Origin of the sequence: Microbulbifer sp. Q7, from assembly GCF_001639145.1 — a bacterium.
GTDB lineage: Bacteria > Pseudomonadota > Gammaproteobacteria > Pseudomonadales > Cellvibrionaceae > Microbulbifer.
The window spans coordinates 296,176-314,407 of the sequence record NZ_LROY01000001.1 but is presented as its reverse complement, the minus strand read 5'-3'; the positions used below and the strand labels follow the sequence as shown (position 1 = coordinate 314,407).

At 62.6% G+C, this 18,232-nt stretch carries 14 protein-coding genes; 4 read left to right on the top strand and 10 right to left on the bottom strand.

Annotated elements, in window-relative coordinates:
* Positions 1-26: 26 nt before the first annotated feature.
* The 9 genes from AU182_RS01195 to AU182_RS01155 form a co-directional block, all read right to left on the bottom strand.
* On the bottom strand, positions 27-1,706 hold the full coding sequence (locus tag AU182_RS01195; RefSeq protein ID WP_066959563.1) for a hypothetical protein: 1,680 nt from the start codon (positions 1,704-1,706) through the stop codon (positions 27-29).
* Positions 1,703-3,967, bottom strand: a complete 2,265-nt coding sequence (locus AU182_RS01190) for a hypothetical protein (RefSeq protein ID WP_066959561.1) — start codon at positions 3,965-3,967, stop codon at positions 1,703-1,705. The genes AU182_RS01195 and AU182_RS01190 overlap by 4 nt, the downstream gene beginning before the upstream one ends.
* A complete protein-coding gene (locus AU182_RS01185; protein WP_066959559.1) occupies positions 3,960-5,183 on the bottom strand; it encodes a BatA domain-containing protein in 1,224 nt (407 codons plus the stop codon). Before AU182_RS01185 ends, AU182_RS01190 begins: the two co-directional genes overlap by 8 nt.
* Before the next feature lies 1 nt (position 5,184).
* Entirely contained in the window at positions 5,185-6,081 is an 897-nt protein-coding gene (locus AU182_RS01180; protein WP_066959557.1) for a DUF58 domain-containing protein, read from the bottom strand.
* Between the two features lie 13 nt (positions 6,082-6,094).
* Positions 6,095-7,102 (bottom strand): MoxR family ATPase, encoded by a 1,008-nt coding sequence (locus AU182_RS01175; RefSeq protein ID WP_082859132.1) that lies wholly within the window; start codon positions 7,100-7,102, stop codon positions 6,095-6,097.
* A 6-nt stretch (positions 7,103-7,108) separates the two neighbouring features.
* Positions 7,109-7,822, bottom strand: a complete 714-nt coding sequence (locus AU182_RS01170) for a DUF4159 domain-containing protein (protein ID WP_066959555.1) — start codon at positions 7,820-7,822, stop codon at positions 7,109-7,111.
* An 86-nt stretch (positions 7,823-7,908) separates the two neighbouring features.
* On the bottom strand, positions 7,909-9,540 hold the full coding sequence (locus tag AU182_RS01165) for a TldD/PmbA family protein (RefSeq protein ID WP_066959553.1): 1,632 nt from the start codon (positions 9,538-9,540) through the stop codon (positions 7,909-7,911).
* A 32-nt stretch (positions 9,541-9,572) separates the two neighbouring features.
* Entirely contained in the window at positions 9,573-10,904 is a 1,332-nt protein-coding gene (locus tag AU182_RS01160; RefSeq protein WP_066959551.1) for a TldD/PmbA family protein, read from the bottom strand.
* A gap of 32 nt (positions 10,905-10,936) precedes the next feature.
* The gene (locus tag AU182_RS01155) at positions 10,937-12,568 is read right to left on the bottom strand and encodes a TldD/PmbA family protein (protein WP_066959548.1); all 1,632 of its coding nucleotides are present in this window, start codon (positions 12,566-12,568) and stop codon (positions 10,937-10,939) included.
* A 359-nt stretch (positions 12,569-12,927) separates the two neighbouring features.
* Here AU182_RS01155 and AU182_RS01150 point away from each other — a divergent pair, with 359 nt between their 5' ends.
* The 4 genes from AU182_RS01150 to AU182_RS01135 all read left to right on the top strand — a co-directional run bounded on the left by AU182_RS01150 (position 12,928) and on the right by AU182_RS01135 (position 17,405).
* Positions 12,928-13,722 (top strand): SDR family NAD(P)-dependent oxidoreductase, encoded by a 795-nt coding sequence (locus AU182_RS01150; RefSeq protein ID WP_066959546.1) that lies wholly within the window; start codon positions 12,928-12,930, stop codon positions 13,720-13,722.
* A 200-nt stretch (positions 13,723-13,922) separates the two neighbouring features.
* A complete protein-coding gene (locus AU182_RS01145) occupies positions 13,923-15,698 on the top strand; it encodes a DUF885 family protein (RefSeq protein WP_066959544.1) in 1,776 nt (591 codons plus the stop codon).
* A gap of 250 nt (positions 15,699-15,948) precedes the next feature.
* Positions 15,949-16,647, top strand: coding sequence for a pirin family protein (locus tag AU182_RS01140; RefSeq protein WP_066959542.1), 699 nt, complete (start codon positions 15,949-15,951; stop codon positions 16,645-16,647).
* Positions 16,648-16,664: 17 nt separating this feature from the next.
* Positions 16,665-17,405, top strand: a complete 741-nt coding sequence (locus tag AU182_RS01135; protein WP_082859131.1) for a sulfite exporter TauE/SafE family protein — start codon at positions 16,665-16,667, stop codon at positions 17,403-17,405.
* 38 nt (positions 17,406-17,443) lie between these two features.
* Here the strand turns inward: AU182_RS01135 and AU182_RS01130 are convergent, their stop codons facing one another.
* Entirely contained in the window at positions 17,444-18,223 is a 780-nt protein-coding gene (locus AU182_RS01130) for a CLCA_X family protein (protein WP_066959540.1), read from the bottom strand.
* Between the last annotated feature and the right edge of the window lie 9 nt (positions 18,224-18,232).

Here is an 18,232-nt window from a genome sequence, read left to right as displayed (position 1 = left end):
TTGCTGTTGTGCCGATGCCAACACCGCTAGCGGAGGCTGCTGCGCTCCCGCCACCAGGTCAGCGTCAGCAGCGCAAGCAGTGCCAGTGCCAGCCAGGGGAGAGGAATCGGCTGTCGGACTGACTGGCTCTCGGTTTCCGGCCCAAGGCGTGCGCGCGCCATCTGTGCGGATTCCTGCCGTGTCATGCCGGCCTGCCATTCGCGCCAGGTATCTGTGGCAGACACGTACACGGAGAAGTCCGTGTCGCCCAGTTGATACCAGCCCGGCGCTGGCGGCCAGTAACTGTAGCAGCGGCCGTGGGCGTCGGCACCGGCGGGCACGCCGCGCCCCCAGTCTGCGTCGCTGGCGCTTTGCGGGCTGTGCAGTGGCAGGGGTATGTCGCCGAAGCCGCTGCTGCATAGGGTGAGCCGCTGCAGCGCGCGGGGGATTTCGGTACGCACATGGATGGGGGCGTCACCGCCCTGGTAGGTCAGTTGCCGGTCGACAAGCTGTTTCCACAGCTGGGCCAGTTCGCGGGCGAATCCCGCGGTTTGCCACTGATAGCTGTTGCGGAAAAACACGAAGCCCAGGGACTGCCGGGGTTCTACCCGTGCCCAGTAGAGTGTGTGTCCGTCCTCGGTGATCTGCGCGTCGCGATCGAGTATTTCCACAGGCTGCAAAGCGGCAAGCTGCAGCGGCGGTGGTGTCGGCTCGGCGTTGGCGACAGAGGGGGTGGAAATGACGGCTGTCATGTAGCTGGCGGTGGCGGGCTTGGTTGCCCGCAGCGGCATATTTTGCGCGCGGGCGTAATCCACAAACCCCGCCGGGCTATCGCTGTCGACCAGCCACAGCAGCGACTTGGACGCGGGCAGACGGGTGAGCCGGCGTTGCTGCGCTGCATCCAGTTGCGACCACAGGCGGCTGTCGAGCACCAGCAGGTCAAAGGGACTGTCCGCGCCGAGTAGTTCTGCGTCGTGCAATGGCTGGCCATTGAAGGTTTCGCGCCGTTGCATGCCCGGTGCCAGCTGGGTGACCACCTGCGCCGGGGTGCCCGACTGGCGCAACCAGCGCGCCAGCGCCGCGGTTTCAAATCCCGGGCGCGACAGCCACAGCAGCACCCGGGGGTTTTGTGCCTCGCGCACGGTGACCGGCAGCAGCTCGCTGCGCCCGGACTCGGAGTGAATACCTACTTCGCCTGCGGAAGCCGGGTCTTCTGAGTTGCTCTCAATACGCAACCGGTACAGCCAGTTGCCTGCCATTTTGGGCTGCGCCCGCAGCGTCGCCCGCGGGCGGTCCGCGCTTAGTGGCGCGCTGTGGATGTCGTGCCCGAAAGGATCTTGCAGGGTGAGTGTGACCGGGGGCTGTTCGCCGTCTTGCAGGGCAACGCTCAGTATCAGTGGTTCACCCAGCGTCATTGTGCGCGACCACGCCATCTGCCATGCGGGGCTGGGGCTGGCGGCGAGGGGTTGCAGGCGCACCGGCGGCAGGTCGCGCAGGGCGTCGCGGCTCAGGCCATCAGTGGCCATCTTGGGCGCGTCGGCTGTGGCGAAGGGTTCGGTGGGCGGCAGCACAGACGGTGGCTGCAGCAGCGACCACACCAGCAGCCAGATGACGGACTGCAATAGCGCAGCGCCGGATCGTCGCAACAGCGGGGCGTTGCGTTGTCGCAGCGTCAGCCACAGGGAGACGGCCAGCCCGATGAGACACAGCGCGGTAAACAGACTCATAGCGCTGTACCCTCCGCGGATTGCCGCAACCAGTCCATGTAGCTACCCGATGGGGCGGGGTTCTGCGGCAGCGCGGGCGCGGCCGTGGGTGGCGGCAGTAAGGCATAGAGGAATGCCGACAGTTGTTGACGGCAGTCGCTGCAGTCTGGCTGCTGGCGATAGCGACGCAGGTGCTTGGCCAGGGTGATCTGCAGGGTGCTGTCGTCGCGCAGTGAGGGCAGTTGCCGCAGCCCTTCTGCGGTGTCTTCCTCCAGTTGCCGGCCTGCTTGTACCTGCGCCAGCACCGCCAGTATGTGGTCCCGTTCGGGCTGCTGGCGATCGCGCTGCACCTGCGGCGGCGTTACCGGCTCGTGCTCACCAGATAGACGCCGGGTCTCATCCAGCGGCGGCGCTTCAAAGCCCACCCGCTGCAGGTAAATGCGCGAGGCCTGCTGCACCTGTTTGATGTAGCGCAGTGCTTCGTGCTGGTGGGGAAGGGAAGCGCGGGGCTCGGTAATCGAGAGACTCCGCCACGCGCTCCACATGGCATTGAGCGCACTGCGCAGCAGCTCTTTGGTTTCCGGGTCGAACAGCGTGGCGTGTTCCGAGGTATCGTGGGCGTGCCCGGCGGCGGCGATCACACCGGTGGCATCGCCGAAGGCGCGGGTGCTTGCACCGCCCTCGGCGTGCTCGTCGTGATGCGCGTGCGCGTCGTTTTTCTCGTGCTGTTGGTGATCGTGATGCGGCTCGTCGTGGTCATCAGCACCGTGTGCTTGTTCCGGCGTTTTATGGGTGTCATCGCTGTGTTCCATGGCCGAGTCCTCTTCGCCGAGAAAGCGGCCGTAGCGCATGCGCAGCAGGTTCTGTTCGTAGGCCAGGGACCCGGAGCGCGCGCGAAATTCCTGTGGCGGGATTGTGTCCTGTTCGGCTAGCAGCGCCTCGGTATCGATAATCAGCTGGCGCTGACTGCGGAAATACTCCGGCAGTATCTTGATCGCCATACCCTCGGCATCGCTCACGCCAAAAATTTCCTCCTGGGGCCAGCGCAGGATGAAGTGCTGGCTTTTGGCGACGTTCGCGCTGGGTGCGCGGTTGTCGCGGGCTTCCAGGTGCCAGTAGAGCTCGTCGCCGGGTTCAATCTGGTAGCGGTCCACGGGAATGGCAAACCGGTAGTGCTTGCGTGTGCCGCTGCCACTGTGCGGCTCCAAGGCTATGCGCTCGTTGCGAAACCGCACGTTTTCACCGCTGCCGCTGGCCAGGGTGAGCAGCAGGTGGGTTTCCCCGACCTGAAAATCATCCGTCACCGACACACGCACGTTCAGCAGCGGGGAGCCGCTGGCCTGCGCGACATTGATGAGGGTGACATTGTCCCGGGGTGCATCAAAGGTGAACGCCGGGGCGCGGTCTGCGGTGATATCGATGTTGTACAGCTCGGGCAGCACCGTGGGTTCAGCGCGCGTTCTGGCGGTGCCGGCGGGAGTGACCGCCAGCTGATAGAAATCCGATTGCGCCATGGTGCGGGTCAATTGCCAGTGGCGGCTCGGCAGGTCGTCGCGGGGTATAAAGGCCAGCGTCTGTTCCGCGGCGAGCATAGCCAGCCCCACAGCGGGTGTATTGAGGGAGATCTGCCAGGTAATGCGTGAGTTTTCTGCGGCGGTCAATTCCAGCGAGTCCTGCCGTGGCGCCAGCCCGGTGTAGGCCGGGGGCTGGATCTGGGTGACCGCGCTGTGAATAAGCGCGGTCTCAGTTTGCGACGAGGTAACGGCGTGTGCGGCATCGCCACGGTGATCGGTATGGGCGGCGCGGTGATACCGGTGTTCCATCGCGAAGAAAACCAGCAGCCCGAGCACTGCGCCGGCGGCGCTCACTAGTGGGCTGCGCAGCGGCTGCGGGCCGAAACCGCGGAGCGCACCGTCGGCCGCCAGTTGGTGCAGGGTAGTTTCTACGCGCTGTTGCTGCAGTTGCGCCACCGCGCCCAGATGTGTGGTAGGTGCCAGCAGCAAATGACTGCTGTCTTCCAGTGCCGGATAGCGGGCATCCAGTTTGCGGCAGAGTTCCGTGCGCGATGGCCGCCAGTGGCGATCTCCAACCCATGCCAAGGTCACCGCGGCGAGGCTGGTGGGCAGGGCCCAGGACGGCAGCGACCAGTAGTGCTGTGCCAGCGCAACCAGTAGTGCGCTCGCGCAGGCCAGCAACCCGTAGGGCCAGCTGCCGGCGAGGTACCAGCGGAGCATCGCCCGCTTCAGTGCGGTCGGGGTGCGGTGCGCGCTTGTGTCAGTCACGGGCACCTCCCTTGTGCAACAGGGTGGGGCGCGAGAGTGCGACGGCGCGCTCCAGCAGCAGTAGCAGTGCAAACGCCAGCAGCAGGGGGTAGTGCAGCGGTTGCGAAAATTCGCGGCTCACCGCGGCATCTTCTACCGGTACGCCGGGCGGCTGGGTGACAGTCCAGTGGCCACGCGAGCGGTGCAGCCACGGCCAGTCCTGTGCAGACCAGTGGGCCCACAGCTGTTGCGGCAGCGCATTGTTGTGAAAAAAGCTTTCACTCTGCCAGTCGCCCCGGTAGCGCAGCCAGCTGCCGCGGCCGATAGCAACGGCCTCAAGGCCGCTGTCCGAATAACCACTATCCGCAAGGCCACTCTCAATAAAGTCACTGCCCCCATCCACTTCCGAAAAACCGAGCGTGTCTTCCGCGGTAACTCGCGCATCGGTCACCAGCATGCCGCCGTCGCGCACAAACACGCGCAGGGGCTCCGGTAGCGCACCGGGTACGGCGTAAATCACCCAGTCTGCATCCTCTAACGCCGTCAGCGCCGAGGCAGGGCGCTGTTGCAGGGTCAGTCCCGGCAGCGGGCCTTCCTGCAGTTGCCCCATGGCCGGTGCGAGCCACGCGGGCTCCGCACCCAGCTGCACGATTTTTGGCAGTGTCGGGTCGGCTTTGGCACCGCTGGTTTCCACCGCGTGCCACTGCCAGTGCGGGCTGACACGCAGCGCGCGATGCCCGTCGGGATTCTCCGCCTGGTTCAGCAGAATATGCGCGTGGCGGAAGCGAGGGTTGTGGGCGAGCTGCGACAGTGCCGGCCACAGTGCCACCGATGGCGACGGGGCTTGGTGCAGCGGCTCGGGATTGGGGTGCAGCCAGAAGCGGTCGATGAGCTGGGGGTGCTGCGCCAGAAACTGCGCGAGGGCCTGCGGCGGCACTGCCGGGTCCACCAGCAGGGTGTTGTCGGAGGGCGGTGCCTTGCGCAACAAAAGCGGTTGTACCAGCAGCAGGGCCAGCAACAGGATCAGCAGCAGTCGCAGCAACAGCAACCACCGGTCGCGTAGAATCCATTTATTCCAGCGCCGCGCCGGTTTTTGTTGCAGCCAGCGCACCGCGGCAAAGGTAATTTCCCGGGGCTGGCTGCGGCGCAGCAGGTGGACCAGCAGCGGGATCGCGAGCGCGCTGGCGAGCCACAGCCAGGCGGGCGACTCCATCAGTAAAGCCGGGGGCCAGGGCATCTCAGCCAACCCTCTGGTGGGCGCGAATAAAGGCACGCAGGGAATGTTCGATGGGGGTTTCCACGGTCGTGGTGGTGAGCGGGCATGCCCGCGCGGCAAAATCCGCGGCCAGTGTTTTTTGCGCGGCGGTAAACGCAGACAGATATGCCGCGCGCTGTTGGCGGGCGCCGAGCTCGGTGATGCCCGGTGCTTCCGGATCGCGGATTTTCAGCTCGCCGTCAAAGGGAAAGGTCTGCTCCGCCTCCACCAGAATCTGCAGCGGCAGGCAGGGGCGACCGGCGGCGGACAGGCGCGCGGCAAACTGACGCAGCTCTCCCGACTCGTGGCGCTCGAAGAAATCGCTCACCAGCACCACCTGACAGGGCTGTTCGAAGTGCACCCACACCGGTGCCAGCTGTTCGCGGTCCGGCCACTGGCCTGCCGCCTGCAGCGCGTCCAGCGCCAGCGCCACGCGCCGGTGATGGCCCTCGCCCTGCCCTTCGGGGACATGGCGGTTACCCCGGTCGTTCAGTGCCAGCAGGGAAAAGCGATCCCCCTGGTTGTGCAGCAGCCAGCACAGGGTGGCCAGCCAGCACTTGGCGTACTGCAGTTTGCTCAGCGTCGGGTGGGTAAAACTCGGCTGTGCCATGGACGCACTGGTGTCGAGCACAATGCACACGTGCATCTGGCTTTCCTGCTCGGCCTCGCGCACAAAGTAGCGGTCGGAACGGGCAAACAGCTTCCAGTCGATATGCCGGATGGCGTCGCCGGGTTCGTAGCTGCGGTACTGCTGGAACTCGATGCCGGCGCCGCGACGCTGGCTGTGCTGCATACCCAGCAGCATGCCCTCGGCAATGTGCCGGGACAGCCAGGCGAGGTCGCGGGTACTGGCCAGCGTGAGCGGATCAATCAATTGCACAAGCCGGGCCCCGTCAGTCGCTGCCGGGTTCCGGCACGGTGCGCAGCAATTCCTGCAGCACCTGCTCTACGCCGATGCCATCGGCCTGGGCGTGGAAGCTCAGCAACACCCGGTGGCGCAATACGGGCAGCAGCAGCGCCTGAATATCGGCGCGGGTCACTGCCAGTCGTCGCTGCAGGAAGGCGCGCGCCTTGGCGGCAAGAATCAACGCCTGCCCGGCGCGGGGGCCGGCGCCCCACTTGATCCACTGGGCCAGTTTGCCCTCCCCGTGATCGGGGCGGGTAGCGCGCACCAGCTGTGCCACGTAGTGATAGAGCCCGTCACTGACGGACACTTCCCGCACCAGGTCCTGCATGGCCAGCAGCTGCTCGGCATCGAGGCAGGACTGCGGTTGCTCGCCGGCGGCACCGGTGGTGGCGCGCAGGATGGCGACCTCTTCGGATTCCGCCGGGTAGTCGATATGGATATTCAGCAGGAAGCGATCCAGCTGTGCCTCGGGCAGGGGATAGGTGCCCGCCTGCTCGATGGGATTCTGGGTGGCCAGCACGAAATACGGCCGCGGCAGGGCCATGGTGTCACCGGCAACGGTGACGGCGTACTCCTGCATGGACTCCAGCAGTGCGGCCTGGGTCTTGGGTGGTGTGCGGTTGATTTCGTCCGCCAGCAGAATATTGGTAAAGATCGGGCCGGGCTGGAATTTGAAAAAGCGTTTACCGGTGGTGTGGTCTTCCTCCAGGATCTCGCTGCCGAGAATATCGCCGGGCATTAGGTCCGGCGTGAACTGCACGCGCTTGAATGTGAGGCTGGACGCGTCCGCCAGAGTTTTCACCAGCAGGGTTTTACCCAGGCCGGGCACGCCTTCGAGCAATGCATGGCCGCGGGCCAACAGGCACACCAGCATCTGTTCCACCACCGCCTGCTGGCCGACGATGACCTTGCCGATTTCGCCGCGCAGGGTATCCAGTGCCGCGTGTTGTTGTTCGATCATGTGCGCAATCTTGTCTGGAGAGGTGGTATGCATGGTGTTTCAGCTTGTGAGTGCATAAATAACAATGTTGACCGCGAAGCGGGTGTTGTCGATGGCCAGCCAGCGTTTGTTGCGGTAGTCATAATCCCACTCGCAACCAAAATCCTTGTTGCTGTACAGTACTGCGATGCGACCGTTGACCACGATGGCCTTGAGGTAATCGTGCACCAGGTCATCGCCCCAGCCGTTCAGTTCAAAGCTGGTCACCGGCAGTTCGTCGAAGTGGAAAAAGCAGCGATACAGTTCGTGGTCGTCGGGCAACTTCTGCAGGCAGTCCTCGCCAAACAGCTTGACCATCTGTGCCTCAAAGGATTTGGCAAACAGCCCGTCGATATCGTGGTTGCAGTCGTCCACAAAAATGAATCCGCCGCGATTGACGTAGTCGCGAAAATTGCGCGCTTCCGCCGGAGTGAACTCCACCAGCTTGTGTCCCGCCAGATAACAGAAGGGGGCCAGCAGCATTTCCGGGTCTGCCAGGGGTACGATGCGTTCGTTGGGGTCGACCTTGAGCGTGGTGTACTCAATCAGGGAGTTGAGCACATTGGAAGGCATGCGCTGATCCACATCCCAGTCACCGGATTCGTACATCAGGCGGGTGAAATAGAAATCGTATTGCGGCGCAGCGTCACCCTGCGCGCGCACAGCGGCGGGCAGTGCAAAACTGCCACCGGCCAGCAACAGCTGTTGCAGGAATTGTTTGCGGGTAAGTGACACGGATACCGCTCTGAAACTTCGTGTGGGCTTGGCGGGTCTTGGCAGTCGCCCCGCCGGTATCGGCAGGGCGACTGCGGCACCCGGGGTTAACCGAGTTTACGCTTGGTGTTGATCACGTTGACACCGTCAAAGCGCGTGGTGGAACTGCCGTGGGAGACCGCGCTCACCTGGCTCGGCTGGCCCTTGCCATCGAAGAAGGAACCGCCCAGGCGGTAGTCACTCTTGTCGCAGATTTGCGAGCAGGAATTCCAGAACTCCTGGGTGTTCGACTGGTAGGCGACATCTTCCAGCATCCCGGTAATCTTGCCGTCCTCGATTTCATAGAACAGCTGACCGCCGAACTGGAAGTTATAGCGCTGCTGGTCGATGGAGAAGGAACCGTCGCCCACGATATAGATGCCTTTTTCCACATCCTTGATCATGTCGTCCACGCTCAACTTCTCTTCCCCGGGCAACAGGGAGACGTTGGCCATGCGCTGGAACTGCACGCTGGACCAGCTGTCCGCGTAGCAGCAACCCTGGGATTCTTTCTGCCCCAGCATATGCACCTGATCGCGAATGGCCTGGTAGTTGGTCAGTACCCCGTCTTTCACCAGGTCCCAGCTACCGGTTTTCACACCTTCGTCGTCGTAGCCGACCGCGCCCAGCGAGCCCGGCTGCACCTTGTCGGCAAACAGGTTTACCTTGTCGCTGCCGTACTGGAATTTACCGCTCTCCCATTTGTCGAGGGTGGCGAAGGAAGTGCCGGCAAAGTTGGCCTCGTAACCCAGCACGCGGTCGAGCTCTAGCGGGTGCCCCACGGATTCGTGGATGGTGAGCCACAGGTGCGACGGGTCCAGTACCAGATCGTATTTGCCCGGCTTGACGGACTTGGCGGTGAGCTTTTCCTGGGCCTGCTGTGCGGCCAGTTTCGCGTCCTCGACCATGTCGTAGGAGTCACCGTAGAGCACCGTCTGCGACTGTACCTTGTGCTCGGCGCGACCGTCGAGATACTCGAAGCCGCGGCCCACCGGCATACCCAGGCCGTCGCGGGTGCGGAACCCGCCATCTTTCTTGTCAACCGCAGTGACACTGAACGGCGACCACAGGCGGTGTACATCCTGATCGATGTAGGAACCGTCGGTAGAGGCAAAGTACTTCTGCTCGTTCACCAGGAACAGCATGGAGTTGATAAAGCTGGCCCCGGCATCCAGTGCCGACTTGTTGACTTCCATCAGCAGGTCGACCTTTTCTGCCAGTGGAATAGTCATGGCATTTTTCTGGATCGGGGTTTTCCAGCTGACTTCGCCGTGACCTTTTACCGGGGCCAGTTGCACCGGCTCCTGCTGGTATCGGGCATTGGCCTTGGCGGTAGCAACTGCCTGCGCGGTGGCGCGGGCAATGCCGTCGCTGGTCAAATCGTTGGTGGCGGCGAAGCCCCAGGTACCGTTGGCGATCACGCGCACACCGGTGCCGATGGACTCGGTATTCACCACGTTCTGCACATTCATCTCACGGGTGATGACGTACTGGTTGAGGTAACGGCCGATACGCACATCCGCGTAAGAGGCGCCCAGTTTGGTGGCAGTATTCAGGGCGGCATCGGCGAGTTCTTTTTTAACCGCGATATCCAGTCCGCTCTGGGTCAGCTGGCTTTCGGCAATCACATTGCCAGACAGTGGCAGCATGGACACACCGAGACCGGCGCCGCCCAACTGCAGAAATTTTCTTCGATCCATTGTTCGCTCCTATTATTTTTCTGCAGTAGTGATTAAACGGCGTCGGACAGACTGCTGAAGGTGAAATCGCGCACTTTCAGCGCGGGAATCATGGCCGGGCCACCCCACATGCTGACGCGCTCCGGGCGGCCCATGTCTTCGATGTTGTTGAGCATGATGACGGGGCTTTCGTTGAACCGGAAATTCTTGATCGGGTATTTGATTTTGCCGTTCTCGATATAGAAGGTGCCGTCGCGGGTTAACCCGGTCAGCAACAGGGACTGTGGGTCGACCATGCGGATATACCAGGTGCGGGTGACCAGCACGCCACGGCGGGTTTTCTTGATCAGTTCGTCGGTGGACTTGTCGCCACCCACCATGATCAGGTTGTTCGGGCCGGGCATCGCGGTGCCCTTGGATTTCTCCGCCCAGTAGCGGCTGCACGGCAGGTTTTGCACCACGCCATCTTTGATCCAGTCTACCCGCTGCATCGCCATATAGTCTTCATCGGACCAGGGCTGCACCGGCACGTTCTGGTCAGCGGGGTCGGAATACAGGTGCACGCGCTTGTCGAACATCTTCTCGCCAATGCGGTTGCCGCCACCTTTCTTGCTCATAAAGCTGCGGCCTTCGTCGGCGCTGCGCGCATCGAAGTTGCCCATCATGTAAGCCACGAGGCCGGATACCGCGCTGGGCTCCAGAATTACGGTGTACTTGCCTGGCTCCAGTGCGCGCGCTTCCTGGGAAAGAACGGCCTTGTCGATGGCCACTTCCGAGCTGGAGGCGGTATTCATATTGCCGAAGTCCGTCACATCGCTCTGCGCCCAGCCGGAGCCGAGGCCGTTTTCGGTGCGCATGGTGACGGTGAAATTGGCCGAGGTGGAGGCGTGGTAGCCGAACAAGCCTTTGGTGTTGGCTACGGCGGCAAAGGCGCGGGCGTCTTCCAGGTAGCCTGCGGCAACCACGTCCTTTTTCATCGCCGCCTTGATGGAATCGGCTGCGGCCTTGGCGCGCTGGTCCGGCGTGATATTGGCGGTGGACTTGGCGAAGCCGTCAACGGCCATGTATTTCTGTTCGCCCAGAAGTGGCATGGCTTCGGGGTTATCCGGAGAAAGCTTGGCCAGCTCTTCGGCGCGGCGCATGACTTTTTCCAGCGATGCATCGCTGAACTCGTTGATGGTGGCAATGCCGGATTTCTTACCGAAGCGCGCTTCCACCGCCAGCTCGATATCGTTGACGATACCGCTGGTGGACACACTGTTGCGCGCATAGCGGATATTGCCGGTCTCAGCGCCGGAAAGCTGCGCACTGGCCCCTTCCGCCTTGCTGTATTTCAGTACCTTGTCGAGAATTTTTTTGGCTTCACTTCTGGATAAAATGGCCATCTTGTTTGCTCCAAAAATTTATTGTTGTCCGTTTAGCCGATCTTACGTTTGGTATTGATCACGTTAATGTTGTCGAAGCGCGTGGTCGCGCACCCGTGGGAAACAGCACTGACCTGGCTGGGCTGGCCCTTGCCATCGAAGAAGGTACCGCCGAGGCGGTAATCGCTGCTGTCACAGATCGCGCTACAGGAATTCCAGAATTCCTGTGTGTTCGACTGGTAGGCAACATCTTCTACCTGGCCGACAATTTCCCCGTTCTTGATCTCGTAAAACAGCTGCCCGCCAAACTGGAAGTTGTAGCGCTGCTGGTCGATGGAGTAAGAACCGCGCCCCACGATATAAATGCCTTTTTCAACGTCACCGATCATGTCTTTCACCGAGTACTTTTCCTTACCCGGTGCCAGGGAGACGTTGGGCATGCGCTGGAACTGCACACTGGACCAGCTATCGGCGTAGGAGCAGCCGTGGGATTCCTTCTGGTCGATCATATGCACCTGGTCGCGGGTGGCCTGGTAGTTCACCAGCACGCCGTCCTTGATCAGGTCCCAGCGCTTCGCCTTGACCCCTTCGTCGTCGTAGCCCACGGCGCCCAGTGAGCCCGGTTGCGTGCGGTCGGCGAAGAAGTTGACTCTGTCGCTGCCGTACTGAAACTTGCCGGTGCGCCATTTGTCGAGGGTAGCGAAGGAGGTGCCCGCGTAATTGGCCTCGTAGCCCAGTACCCGGTCGAGCTCCAGCGGATGGCCCACGGATTCGTGGATGGTCAGGCGCAGGTGCATCGGCTCCAGTACCAGGTCGTACTTGCCGGGGTCGATGGATTTGGCCGACAGCTTGACCTTGGCCTGTTCCGCCGCCAGTACCGCATCCTCCGCCATATCGTAAGAGTCTTTGTACAGGGTGGTGGGGCCGGCGATCTTGTCGGCTGCGCGGCCGTCGAGGTACTCGTAACCCATGCCCACCGGCGTGCTCAGCCCGTCGCGGGTCTTGAACTGGCCACTGTCCTTGTCCACCACCGTGACCTGCATCGGCGCCCACAGGCGGTGGATATCCTGGTCGATGTAGGAGCCGTCACTGGAGGCGAAGTATTTCTGCTCGTTCACGAGGTAGAGGGCAGAATTGATAAAGCTGGCACCGGCGTTCAGCGCGCTCTGGTTCACGTCCATCAGGAAGTCCACCTTTTCGCGGATGGGCACCTCGATGGCGTTCTTCATGATGGGAGTCTGCCAGGAAACCTCGCCCACGCCCTTCACCGGCGCCAGTTGCACCGGCTCGGTCTGGTAGCGGGCATTGGCCTTGGCCACTGCCACGGCCTGGCGCGCGGCACGGGCCAGCCCGTCCTCGGTGAGATCATTGGTGGCGGCGAAGCCCCAGGTGCCCTGGGCAATCACCCGGATGCCGGCGCCGAACGACTCGGTATTGACGATGTTTTCGACGTTGGCTTCGCGGGTGAGCAGGAACTGGTTGAGGTAGCGGCCGATGCGCACATCGGTATAGCTGGCGCCGGCCTTGCGCGCGGCATTCAGAACGATGTCGGAGAGGGCTTTCTTTCTGCCCACGTCCATACCGCCATTGATCAGCTGCTCGGCGGAAACCTGCGCGCCATAGAGGGGCAGCGCAATTCCACCCGCACCGACGCCGGCGAGTTTGATGAAGCGTCTTCTATCCATTGTCCTCCCCGCATACCTGCGCCAGCTGTGCCGCCGGGATACGGGGGCTGCGGCGGGATGCCTGCTTATTGTTATCGGGTTATTACCGCTGGATCACAGTGGTTTAGCCGGATAGGTAATCGCGTTGGCGCGGGTTTGTAAAGTAATAAGTCGGTGAAAGGAGGGCTGGCAGGGCTGAGTGGTTGCGCTGGGCGGCAGTGCACGGCGCTGGTGCGCGGGGGCAAAAAGGGCGCAGGCAGTACCCGGGTTGCAGCGCTGAGTCTACGCTCAGTAGTGGGGCCGCCGGCCGGCGCAGCCCCGCTAACACAGGTCGTCACCGACGGTGCGATACACGGTTCAGCAACAGGGAAGGAAGTGCAATGGATCTGCAGCTTGATGGCAAACTGGTATTTATCAGCGGTTCCACCAAAGGCATCGGGCGGGCCATTGCCGAAGCGCTGCTGCCAGAGGGCGCCCGGGTAATCATCAACGGACGCTCGGGCACCGCGGAGGTGGCGCAGGAGCTGGCGGGCCTCGGCGAGGTGATCGCCATCGACGGCGACCTCGCCGACGCCGAAGACAGCGCACGGGTGTGCGGTGAAATCGAACAGCACGGCCCATTGCACGTACTGGTGAACAATATGGGGATCTTCAATCCCCAGCCATTTGCCGAGATTTCTGACGAAGAGTGGCGTCGCTTCCTCGACATCAATGTGCTGAGTACCGTGCGCCTCAGCCGGCACTTTTTCCCCAAAATGCTGGAGCAGGATTTTGCCCGCATTATCAATATCGCCAGTGAGGCCGGCATGCGCGGGCTGGAAAGCATGGTGCACTATTCGGTGACCAAGGGCGCGCAGATCGTGATGGGGCGGGGGTTGGCGAACCTGACCCGGGGCTGCGGCAACAATGTCACGGTCAATTCGGTACTGCCCGGGCCGACACGCACCGAGGGGGTCAGCCAGTGGCTGAAGGAGAGTGCCGCGGGGCAGGGAAAATCCGAGGATGAGTTTGTGGGGGAATTCTTCCGGGAGACGGAGCCGGATTCACTGCTACAGCGCTTTATCGAGCCGGACGAAATCGCCGCGGTGGTCGCCTTCCTGGCGTCGCCGCTGAGTGCTGCGGTGAATGGCGCGAGCGTCAGGGCCGAGGGTGGCCTGATCAAGAGTATCGGCTAACACCGAAACCAGCACTGGCCCGGTTTTGTGCCGGGCCAACCCGCGATTCACAGGATATTTCTCTACGCGCCACCGGTTGGTCGAGCGCAGCCGTCGTTTAGCCCCGGGGCGCTTCCGCGGGGCCTCTCTATCACGTGTGGCCGTGGTACAGTCGTGCGCAAAATCACTACGCTCGATTGTGCATTTCGGAGAGATACATCATGTTCCGACGGTTCCTGACACAGCCTGTGCGGCTGTGGTCTTTTTTCCTGCTTGTGACCGCACTGGTCGCGCCTGCCGCACACGCCGCCACGGCGTCGGCACAGCTGCAGGCCATTATTGACGACCACTGGCAATACAGCCTGCGGGAAGACCCCATCACCGCCAGCCGCATGGGCGAGAAAGGGTACAGCGACCGCCTGCCCGGTGTGGCACCGGCGGACCGCAGCCGCCGCCTGCAGGCGGAAGAGGCGTTTGTTGCGCGCCTCAACAAGGTGGACAGCCGCCAGCTGAATGCGGCCGAGCGGGTCAACAAGGACCTGCTCACCTGGGTACTGAAAAATTCCATCGAGTCGAACAAGCTGTATCTCGAGCGCATCCCGGTCAATACCTTCTACAGCTTCTGGAGTTCGGCGCTGGACGCCAGCAGCGGCCTGAATATGCCGCAGGTGTCCGACTACGAGGACTACATCAAGCGCATTCAGGATTTCGGCCGCTACTTCGACGAGAACCTGGCGAATATGCGCGCGGGCATTGCCGACGGCTTCGTACTGCCCAGAATTGTGGTGCAGGGCATTGCCCCTACGGTGCGTGCCCAGGTGTATGCCGACCCCACAGAAAGCAGCCTGTACGAGCCCTTCACCGACCTGCCGGATAACTTCCCGGCCAGCGAAAAACAGCGCCTGCAGAAGGCCGCTGCCGCGGCTATTCGGGAGCATGCCATTCCCGCGTTTGACCGCGTGGCAACCTTTCTCGAAGGTGACTACATGAATGCGGCCAGCGAGTCCCTGGCCGCAGAAGACCTGCCCGGTGGCGAAGATTACTACCGCCACGCAATCCGCACTTATGTCACTCTCGACATGGCGCCCGCGGACATCCACAAAATCGGCCTCGCGGAAGTGAAGCGTATCCGTGAGGAAATGAACCAGCTGATCGCGGAGTCCGGCTTTGATGGCGGCTTTGACGAATTCACCGAATTCCTGCGCACCGATCCGCAGTTCTACGCCGAGACCCCCCGGGAGTTGCTGAAAGAGGCCTCCTATATCGCCAAGCGCATCGACTACCGCCTGCCCGAATTTTTCGGCAAGCTGCCGCGCCTGCCCTACGGTGTGGTGCCGGTGCCGGACGAGATCGCCCCCAACTACACCACCGCCTCGTACAACCCGGCGGCCATCGGAGGCACCCGCGGCGGCGCCTACTGGTTGAATACCCACGCGCTGGACCAGCGCCCCATGTACGAACTGGTGGCGCTCACCCTGCACGAGGCCGCGCCCGGCCACCATCTGCAGGGCGCCCTGTCGCAGGAACTGGAAAATGTGCCGGACTTCCGCCGCGGCCTGTACCTGAGTGCCTACGGTGAGGGCTGGGCGCTGTACACCGAGCGTCTCGGCGTAGAGATGGGGGTTTACGAAAATGCCTATCAGCAGTTCGGTCGCCTGAGCTATGAAATGTGGCGCGCCGCGCGCCTGGTGATCGACACCGGCATCCACTCCCAGGGCTGGACCCGCCAGCAGGCGCTGGACTTCCTTGCGGACAACACCTCGCTGTCCAAGGCGAATGTGCGTGCGGAAGTGGACCGTTACATCTCCTGGCCGGGACAGGCGCTGTCGTACAAGATGGGCGAAATCAAGATTCGCGAACTGCGTGCGAAAGCGGAAAAGGCACTGGGTGATCGCTTTGACCTGCGCGCCTTCCACGATGCCGTACTGGCCAACGGCGCACTGCCGATGGAAATGCTGGAAGTGCAGATGGATCGGTTTATCGCCGCCAAGCAGTAACGCCAACCAGTAACACCAAACCGCAACCGGTTGGTGTGGCCCCGGCGGATACCGTCGGGGCCGTTTGCCTGCCTTCCGTGCCACAGCACAGCAGCACAACTGCGTAACAGCCCGCCCGGGCACGCCCTCCCTAAATCGAACGATTTATCCCAATAAATTCAATTTATCCCCGGTGTCTGCCTTCGTATAGTGACGCCATGTCAGTCAAACGGGCCATTCACAACGGGCCCAACATAGGGAGGACGGCAAGATGCTTTACCTACGACGTGCCGACGAGCGCGGCAAGGCGAATTTCGGTTGGCTGGACTCACGCCACAGTTTTTCCTTCGGTCACTACTACGACCCGAAGCACATGGGCATTTCCGCGCTGCGGGTGATCAACGACGATACCGTCGCGCCGGGTGCGGGTTTTGACACCCACGGCCATCGGGATATGGAAATTATTTCCTACGTGCTGGCAGGGGCGATCGAACATAAAGACAGTATGGGCAATCGCTTTGTGGTGCCTGCCGGCGAAGTGCAGCGCATGACCGCAGGCACCGGGCTCACCCATTCCGAGTTCAATCATTCGACCAGCGAACCGCTGAAGTTCCTGCAGATCTGGATTATCCCCAACCAGCGGGACCTGACTCCCGGCTATGAACAGAAAGCGATTGCGCAGAACGGGGCACTGACCCCGCTGGTGACCCCGGACGGGGCAAACGGATCACTGACGGTTCACCAGGATGCGGCGATCTCCCGCCTGCAACTGGCGCCTGGCGAAACCATCGATCTCACCGCCGACAAGGGCGTGGGCTACCTGCACCTGATTGACGGCGGTGTCGGTGTGAACGATGGCGAGCTCGCCGCCGGTGACGGACTGGGGGTGATGGAAGAAACCCTGCAACTGACAGCGGACGCAGAAGGTGTCAGCGCCCTCTGGTTCGACCTGCCGCGCACGCCGGGCTAGACCATGCTGGACAGCCAATGACCGTCATCAGTAGCAGCCCCCTGTTCTGGGGGCTTGCCCTGTTGGGCGTGGTGCTCACCGGCATTTCCAAATCCGGCTTTGCCGGCGGCGCCGGCGTGGTCGCGGTGCCGCTGTTGGCGCTGGTGCTGCCGGTGGAAACCGCAGTGGCGTTAATGCTGCCGATCCTGCTGATCATGGATGGACGCACCATTGCCTATTACTGGCAGCACCGTAATGCCCAGGAACTGAAAAAACTGCTGCCCGCGGCGGTGCTCGGCATTGCGCTGGGTGGCTGGCTGCTGGCCTGGGTATCGCCGTTTGCGCTCACCCTGTCACTGGGGGTGTTGAGCCTGTTGTTCGCCTTCTGGCAGAAGCTGGCACCGCTGGCCGCGCGACTGCCCGGCAGTGCCTGGCTGTGGGGCTCTACAGCGGGGCTTACCAGTACCCTGATTCACGCCGGCGGCCCGCCGCTGAATATGTACCTGATCGGGCGCGGGTTGCCCAAGCTCACCTGGCTGGCCACGGCGGGGGTGGTATTCGGGGTGATGAACCTGGTCAAACTGGTGCCCTACACCCTCGCGGGTTTGTGGAGCCGGGAATTGCTGGTGACCGCGCTGGTGCTATCGCCGGTGGCCTACCTTGGTGTTTACCTCGGCTATCGTGTGCAGCGACTCCTTGATGAACGCGCGTTCCTGCGCATCTGCCGCTGGCTGCTGGCGTTATCCGGTGCGGCGCTGCTGTTCAAGGCGCTGGCCTAACCCAAGTCCAATCCCAACTCCCGGCAGCGGTTGCATTGTCACACCGGCTGCCCATGCAGGGCGCGCCCGAGCAAATCAAAGTACCGGCGAAATGCCCCGTTGATCCGTGCCCGGTGCGCACCGCTGGGGTAGAGCCCCAGCTTGGCCTCCTCTGTAGCCTTGGTGCCCGCCACCAGAAAGTTATTCGCAATACTCGCATCCTGTACAAATGCCTCGAAGGCGCGCGCGCACATTTCGGCGGGCTCCGCGTAGTAGAGGCAACCGTTGGCCGCATCTGCGGCTTTGGATGCGCGAAACAGGTCGCTGGGGTTTTCCCCGCTTTCATCCAGCATGATCGCGCGGAAGCAGGCGAACAGTGCATCGTTGATGGGGTGCGGCACCGGGGTGGCATCGCGCAACCAGGCCTCGGAGGCAAAGCGCTTGCCGGATGCATCACTGAAGGCCTTGTCCGCGAGGTAATGGTCCAGTGCGTGAAACCACTCGTGGGCGATGGAACCGGGGCCGGCATTCTTGGCCAGGGCAAAGGTGCGCGTCGCCGGCTCGTAATGGGCGGAGACACCGGGGCGGCCGCCGGTGCCGTACTGGAAAGCGAGGGTACCGCGCAGGGAGACCAGCAACTCCGGCCCCTGCAGTATCGTCATCAGGTCGACCAGCGCATCGTAAAACAGGCCCGCCGCGCGCGCTTTTTCCGCTTCGGTCACCCAGCGGCCGATGGCAATGGAGCGAAAATCAAAACGCTTGCGCACATCGTTGAAGGTGACGTTTTGCTGCGGTCGCTGTTGCGGGCTGCGGCGGTAAAAGGTGCGGTCTAAACCCATGGCGTTTGC

What these genes read in the sequence shown, in the direction of transcription:
- AU182_RS01195 (WP_066959563.1), bottom strand. Translation starts at nt 1,706, where the DNA reads ATGAGTCTGTTTACCGCGCTGTGTCTCATCGGGCTGGCCGTCTCCCTG.
- AU182_RS01185 (WP_066959559.1), bottom strand. Translation starts at nt 5,183, where the DNA reads ATGCCCTGGCCCCCGGCTTTACTGATGGAGTCGCCCGCCTGGCTGTGG.
- AU182_RS01175 (WP_082859132.1), bottom strand. Translation starts at nt 7,102, where the DNA reads ATGCATACCACCTCTCCAGACAAGATTGCGCACATGATCGAACAACAA.
- AU182_RS01165 (WP_066959553.1), bottom strand. Translation starts at nt 9,540, where the DNA reads ATGGATCGAAGAAAATTTCTGCAGTTGGGCGGCGCCGGTCTCGGTGTG.
- AU182_RS01160 (WP_066959551.1), bottom strand. Translation starts at nt 10,904, where the DNA reads ATGGCCATTTTATCCAGAAGTGAAGCCAAAAAAATTCTCGACAAGGTA.
- AU182_RS01155 (WP_066959548.1), bottom strand. Translation starts at nt 12,568, where the DNA reads ATGGATAGAAGACGCTTCATCAAACTCGCCGGCGTCGGTGCGGGTGGA.
- AU182_RS01150 (WP_066959546.1), top strand. Translation starts at nt 12,928, where the DNA reads ATGGATCTGCAGCTTGATGGCAAACTGGTATTTATCAGCGGTTCCACC.
- AU182_RS01145 (WP_066959544.1), top strand. Translation starts at nt 13,923, where the DNA reads ATGTTCCGACGGTTCCTGACACAGCCTGTGCGGCTGTGGTCTTTTTTC.
- AU182_RS01140 (WP_066959542.1), top strand. Translation starts at nt 15,949, where the DNA reads ATGCTTTACCTACGACGTGCCGACGAGCGCGGCAAGGCGAATTTCGGT.
- AU182_RS01135 (WP_082859131.1), top strand. Translation starts at nt 16,665, where the DNA reads ATGACCGTCATCAGTAGCAGCCCCCTGTTCTGGGGGCTTGCCCTGTTG.
- AU182_RS01130 (WP_066959540.1), bottom strand. Translation starts at nt 18,223, where the DNA reads ATGGGTTTAGACCGCACCTTTTACCGCCGCAGCCCGCAACAGCGACCG.